A 6136-nucleotide genomic window follows, 5' to 3' on the forward strand; every position below is an offset into this window, starting at 1 on the left:
CAAAGGCGGCTGGGTGCTGAAAAACGGCAAATTGGAGCTGAAGAATGGCAGCCGCGCCAAACGGCTGATGAATATTTTCCACAATCCCGACCAGCCCACTATCGACGATTACTACGAGCCATGGGATTATGACTACGAAAAATTGCAGCAAAGTCCGGAGCGCAAGCACCAGCCCGTCGCCCGGCCGAAATCGCAGATTACCGGCGAATATATGGAGTTGAATTGGGGCCCAAACTGGGAGGACGATTTGGCTGGGGTGCATGAAACCGGCCAAAAGGATCCCAACCTGGCGAAAATCGAAGAAGCGGTGCGCATGGAGTTCGAGCAAGTGTTCATGATGTACCTGCCGCGGATCTGCGAGCACTGCATCAATCCTCCTTGCGTATCCAGCTGTCCTTCTGGGGCGATGTACAAGCGGGATGAGGACGGCATCGTTTTGGTGGATCAAAATGCCTGCCGTTCCTGGCGCTTCTGCGTCAGCAGCTGTCCGTATAAGAAAGTCTATTTCAACTGGCAAACCAACAAAGCGGAAAAGTGCACCCTGTGCTTCCCCCGGATCGAACAAGGCTTGCCAACCATCTGCTCGGAAACTTGTGTCGGCCGCATCCGTTACCTGGGCGTCATGTTCTATGATGCGGAGAAAGTGGAGCAAGCCGCTTCTGTTCAGAACGAAAAGGATCTGTACCAATCACAGTTGGATATTTTCCTCGACCCCTTCGACCCGACCGTCATTGCTGCGGCAAGGGAAGCGGGCATTCCGGAGGATTGGGTGACAGCCGCCCAAAATTCCCCAATCTACAAAACCGTCGTCGACTGGAAAATCGCCCTGCCGCTGCATCCGGAATACCGGACCCTGCCGATGGTTTGGTATATTCCGCCGCTCAGCCCTATCACCAACATGGTGGAAGGCAAAGGCACCGCAGCGACCGCTGACGATATTTTCCCAGCGATTGACGATATGCGCATCCCGGTGGAGTACTTGGCGAACCTACTCACGGCGGGAGACACCGAAGTCATTACCACCGTCCTGAAAAAAATGGCCATCATGCGCTCCCACATGCGTTCGCGGAACTTGAAGAAAGATCCGGATACGGCTTTATTGCAACAATTCGGACTGACGGAGAAAGCCGTGGAAGACATGTACCGGCTGCTCGCCATCGCAAAATACGAAGATCGTTTCGTTATCCCATCCGCCCATCGGGAAGAGTTCGCCGACTTGTACAGCGAGCAAGGGGCTTGCGGCTTTACCAATATGATGGGAGGACCCGGACCGTGCGGCGGCTAATGCCGATAAAGCGGGAGCGGACCTTGAGAAGGAGGAATGGGGAATGAACGAGACGACGATGCGCTCAAGCTTGATGATGTTCTCGTTTTTGCTGCAATATCCGGATCACGAGTGGCTGGAAACGGCGGATGAACGGTTCGTGGAATGGAGCGAGCTGCTGGAGGAGAGCGATGGAACCGCCGGGCCGTTCCGCGACCGGATTGCAGCTTGTCTTGCCGGCTTTGCTGGAATGGACGGCGAAACCATCACCGCTCAATATGTCAAAACCTTTGACTTCAGCAAAAAAACCAACCTGTACTTGACTTACAATCAATTGGGCGAAGAACGGGAGCGGGGACCGGCTCTGCTCCAACTGAAGGATCTTTACGAGGAAGAAGATTTGGTGCTCTCCACGGAGGAACTGCCGGACTACTTGCCCCTCGTGCTGGAATACGCGGCAGTAGCGGAAAAAGATAAGGGAGCCGCTCTTCTGGTGTCCTTCCGCAAAGCATTGGAGGGCATTCAAGAAGCTCTCTCCGTCGCAGAAAGCCCTTATCACCATGTGCTTTCTGCCATTCTTCATCTTCTGGATAAATCAGGCGTTGCCGTTGGGTCTTTTCACTTTGAAGTTCCCCAAGGGTGCGCTCCCGGCGGAACCGTAACAGGCTGCGGTCCCATGTGGGCGGCGGCGGGTTATGGCGGCGGCCCAGCCGACCCGTCTGCTATGAAACGTAATCCGATCGGAGGGAGGCCGTCCCGATGAATAATGTAAGTCAATTTTTCTGGGTGATCTACCCTTATTTAATCCTCATCGTTTTGATTGTCGGCCTGTATTACCGCTATCAGACGGACCAATTCAGTTGGACGGCGAAATCCAGCGAAATTTTAGAAAAGAAAATGCTCCGCTGGGGCAGCATTCTGTTCCACGTCGGCATCATGTTCGTCGTTTTCGGCCATATCGGCGGGCTGCTTATTCCGAAGGATTGGCTGGAAGCCATCGGCATTCATGACCATCTGTATCATATGGTAGCTGTATCCCTTGGCACGGTGGCCGGTGTGTTTACCCTTGCCGGATGCATCATCTTAGTCTGCCGCCGGCTTGGCAATCCCCGGGTACGGAAAACAAGCAGCTTCGGTGACATGCTCTCCATTATCATGCTTACCTTGATTGTCATCGTCGGGATGCTGTCGACACTGCTCAACATCTCCGGGGATTTTGACTATCGGGAAACCATCTCGCCGTGGATCCGCGGGGTGTTGACCTTCAGACCCGACGGCATGCTGATGAAAGAGGTGCCCATCACCTTTAAAATTCATGTTATTCTAGGCTTAGCGCTCTTTGCGGTGTTTCCATTTACCCGGCTTGTTCATATGCTGAGTATTCCTTTAAAATATTTAAAACGCAATTACGTGATTTACCGCAAACGCGGGTAAGCAGGCATTGAACCAAAGATTGTAACAGTCGATATGGAGGAACTGCGGAGCATTTAGACTTCCAGCCGCTGTTGTTTTCGGATTTCTTGATTAGAAATGATTAGCGGATGAACTCCGAAAACAAAGGCGGACGCTGACGCTCTTTCAGTCCAAATGTCCTCCGTTCCTCCTTCGACATTACTCATTAAACGGTTCAACTTCTATAAATCACGCGCTAGTCGATCACGTAATTGTGAGTGGACGGGAGGCGGAAGCCGATGCTGACAGGCGTCATATTAGCCGGGGGCCGCAATTCCCGGATGAACGGCTACAATAAAGCGCTGCTGCTATATAAAGAAGAACGGTTCATTGTCAGGCAAGTTCGTCTCATGCGGGAATTATGCCGCAAAATCATCATCGTGACCGAGACGCCGGATGTCATTAAAGCCCATGTGAAAAATGAAGTCGTTTATGTGGCAGACATTCACCCTGGCAACGGGCCATTAGGCGGATTGCAGGCCGCTTTTCAAACGGTAGACACCGAATTCGCCTGGGTAGTGGGCTGTGATTATCCGGAGCCGTCTCCGAGAGCGGCGAAACTCATGCTGGAGCGATTGCGCAAAAGCCATTATGACGCAGTCATCCCAGTGGCGGGACGTTCTCATCAAATGCTCCATGGGGTTTACCGGCCGAAGCCGCTCCTGCAAGAGATCACGGTGCGGATGGATGCGGGAATCTACCGGCTTTCGGGATTGCTCGATTCCATTCGTTGGCTGCCTCTTGAAGAAGAGGACTGGCGACAGGCCGGGATCGATCTAAAATTTACCCGGGACGTAGATACTCCTGAACAATATTTGGAGCTTCTTTCGGCTGGGGACAAAGGAGGGGGAGGATCGTGATCGAGGACCGGTATTCCAGACAGCGGCGATTTGCTCCCATCGGCGATTCCGGCCAAAGCCAGCTGCAAAACGCCCATGTTTTGATCGTCGGAGCCGGGGCATTAGGCTCCGGAAATGCGGAACTATTGACCCGTTCCGGCGTCGGAACCATCACCATTGTCGATCGGGATTACGTCGAGTGGAGCAACCTGCAGCGGCAGTCTCTCTATTGCGAGCAGGATGCGGTGGAGCAATTACCAAAAGCAGTCGCTGCCGCCCGTAGGCTCGGTCAGATTAATTCCGCCGTTACCGTTAATGCCATCGTGATGGATTGTACCGGGGCCGATTTGGCCCAGTTGGTGGAAACCTCCGGCGTGGACATCATCGTGGACGGAACCGATAATTTCGAAACCCGCTATTTGATCAACGATGCCGCCTACCGTTACCGAATCCCGTGGATTTACGGAGCTTGCTCCGGCAGCTACGGTGCGGTACGCAGCTTCATTCCCGGCAAGACCCCGTGCTTGCACTGCCTGCAAGCGGCGATTCCCGAGAGAGCCGCATCCTGCGATGCGGACGGCATCATCGCCCCTACGGTACAGATGGTCGTTTCCTTGCAATCTGCCGAAGTGTTGAAATGGCTCACGGCCAACCGCGAGGAAATGTCGGAACGTTATACCGTATTCGACCAGTGGAGCAACTATTATCAGTCGATCCGGATAACCGAGCAACAAAGAAGGGCGGCCTGCCCGACCTGCGGCGAGCACCCCATACACTCTTATTTAAAAACCGATGAATCCATGAAACTGGAGGTCCTCTGCGGCAGGAAGACCGTGTCGATCAGGCCCCCGAAGCTTGGACAGTTGGATTTGAACCAATTAGTGGATCAAGCCCGCAGATTGACGCCTCTCGTAACCGGTAATCCTTATTTGATGCAGATTGTGGAAGATGATCACCGTCTCGTTATTTTCAAGGACGGAAGAGCTTTGATCCATGGTACGGATGATCTTGCGAAGGCGAAAAATCTGTATGTTCGTTATTTGGGCGAACCGGCAACGATAGGAGGGACATAAGTGAAGATTTTATTATTTGCCCATTTGCGCGATGAACTGGGGACGTCCAGCTTGACACTGGATTTGGCTCCGCTCACATCCGCTGAGTTGTTGGCCGAACTGAAACAGCGCTACCCATTGCTTACCTTGGAGTCTGTCATGGTCGCTGTGAACGAAGAATTCGCCGGTCCCGCAACGGTGATCGGTGCGGACGATACGGTTGCTTTGCTTCCTCCAGTCAGCGGAGGGTAAAATCAGCTTGATGAGGAGGCTATCCGATGAATGAGGATATGTATACCCTAACGGATCAACCTATAATTCCCGATGAAGTCACACAAAAAGTGATGCGTAGAAGCGCCGGCGCGGTTACCCTCTTCCTCGGAACCGTTCGGGAGTGGACCAAAGGCAAACGCACCGACTTTTTGGAATATGAGGCGTATCCAACGATGGCCATCGCCCAATTGAAACGGATCGGCCAAGAGGCGCTGGACCGGTGGCCTGATGTGATAACCGCCGTTACCCACCGGGTCGGACGGCTCGACATCTCGGATATCGCCGTCGCCATCGCCGTTTCCTCGCCCCACCGGAAAGCGGCATATGAAGCTAACGAGTTCATCATCGAGCGCATCAAGCAAATTGTCCCGATCTGGAAAAAAGAACACGGCGACGACGGATCCGTCTGGATCGGCGATCAATCCGGCGCCCACGAATACCGCGAAGGCAGACCCCTAATCGACGACACCGCCGGCAAGATTGACAGGAAGAGAGATGATGGAAGATGGCGGAACAATCTTTAATCGATCCTTTCGGACGCGTCCATGATTATTTGCGGATATCGGTAACCGACCGCTGCAACCTGCGCTGCGTTTACTGCATGCCGGAGGAAGGGATGGAATTCGAGCCAACTGACAAAATCCTTTCCTATGAAGAGATTACGGAAGTCGTTCGGGTTTTGGCCGGAATGGGCGTGCGGAAGCTGCGGCTTACCGGGGGAGAACCCCTTGTGCGCAAAGAGCTGGAGGTTCTGGTGGGCATGCTGTCCGCTATCCCGGGAATCGAGGACATTGCTCTTACCACCAATGGGATTTATCTCGCTCCAAAGGCGGAAAAGCTTAAGCAAGCGGGACTCACCCGTGTGAATATTAGTTTGGACTCCCTCCACGCAGACCGCTTCAAAATGATTACACGGGGTGGAGATGTGAAGAAGGTGCTGAACAGCATCGATGCCTGCATCGCCGCCGGGCTCGACCCGATCAAGCTGAACGTCGTGCTCATGAAGGGCATGAATGACGACGAGATTGGCGATTTTCTTCATCTCACGATGGAGACCAATCTCCATGTCCGCTTTATCGAGTACATGCCCATCGGGCATCACGATCAGATGTGGAAGTCGCTCTACTTGCCTTTGCAGCGGGTTTTCGAGGTGTGCGAAGAAAAGCGGTGGAGCTACCAAGCCATCGATTCCGTAAAAGGCAATGGCCCCTCCGACATGTACCAGCTGGAAGGGGCGAAGGGCAGCTTCGGCACCA

General features: G+C 53.6%; 8 protein-coding genes. All 8 read left to right on the forward strand.

The genetic code is table 11. The features are described from left to right. A partial coding sequence (narH, locus tag TJ79_RS03105; protein ID WP_040948833.1) for a nitrate reductase subunit beta occupies positions 1-1285 on the forward strand: 1285 nt, incomplete at its 5' end. A 43-nt stretch (positions 1286-1328) separates the two neighbouring features. After that, on the forward strand, positions 1329-2027 hold the full coding sequence (gene narJ, locus TJ79_RS03110) for a nitrate reductase molybdenum cofactor assembly chaperone (RefSeq protein ID WP_052339213.1): 699 nt from the start codon (positions 1329-1331) through the stop codon (positions 2025-2027). Then, complete coding sequence (gene narI / locus TJ79_RS03115) at positions 2024-2698, forward strand: respiratory nitrate reductase subunit gamma (protein WP_040948834.1); 675 nt, start codon at positions 2024-2026, stop codon at positions 2696-2698. Before narJ ends, narI begins: the two co-directional genes overlap by 4 nt. Before the next feature lie 257 nt (positions 2699-2955). Further along, on the forward strand, positions 2956-3576 hold the full coding sequence (gene mobA, locus TJ79_RS03120; RefSeq protein ID WP_052339214.1) for a molybdenum cofactor guanylyltransferase: 621 nt from the start codon (positions 2956-2958) through the stop codon (positions 3574-3576). Continuing rightward, complete coding sequence (locus TJ79_RS03125; RefSeq protein ID WP_040948839.1) at positions 3576-4628, forward strand: ThiF family adenylyltransferase; 1053 nt, start codon at positions 3576-3578, stop codon at positions 4626-4628. Before mobA ends, TJ79_RS03125 begins: the two co-directional genes overlap by 1 nt. Next, complete coding sequence (moaD, locus tag TJ79_RS03130) at positions 4629-4859, forward strand: molybdopterin converting factor subunit 1 (protein ID WP_040948836.1); 231 nt, start codon at positions 4629-4631, stop codon at positions 4857-4859. It begins immediately after the preceding gene. A gap of 26 nt (positions 4860-4885) precedes the next feature. Further along, positions 4886-5404, forward strand: a complete 519-nt coding sequence (locus TJ79_RS03135; RefSeq protein WP_052339215.1) for a molybdenum cofactor biosynthesis protein MoaE — start codon at positions 4886-4888, stop codon at positions 5402-5404. Then, positions 5386-6136, forward strand: a 751-nt coding sequence (gene moaA / locus TJ79_RS03140) for a GTP 3',8-cyclase MoaA (RefSeq protein ID WP_040948837.1), incomplete at its 3' end; no start/stop codon positions are given. The genes TJ79_RS03135 and moaA, both read left to right, overlap by 19 nt.

Source organism: Gorillibacterium massiliense, assembly GCF_000455485.1.
GTDB classification, from domain to species: Bacteria; Bacillota; Bacilli; order Paenibacillales; family NBRC-103111; genus Gorillibacterium; species Gorillibacterium massiliense.

What these genes read in the sequence shown, in the direction of transcription:
- narJ (WP_052339213.1), top strand. Translation starts at nt 1,329, where the DNA reads ATGAACGAGACGACGATGCGCTCAAGCTTGATGATGTTCTCGTTTTTG.
- narI (WP_040948834.1), top strand. Translation starts at nt 2,024, where the DNA reads ATGAATAATGTAAGTCAATTTTTCTGGGTGATCTACCCTTATTTAATC.
- mobA (WP_052339214.1), top strand. Translation starts at nt 2,956, where the DNA reads ATGCTGACAGGCGTCATATTAGCCGGGGGCCGCAATTCCCGGATGAAC.
- TJ79_RS03135 (WP_052339215.1), top strand. Translation starts at nt 4,886, where the DNA reads ATGAATGAGGATATGTATACCCTAACGGATCAACCTATAATTCCCGAT.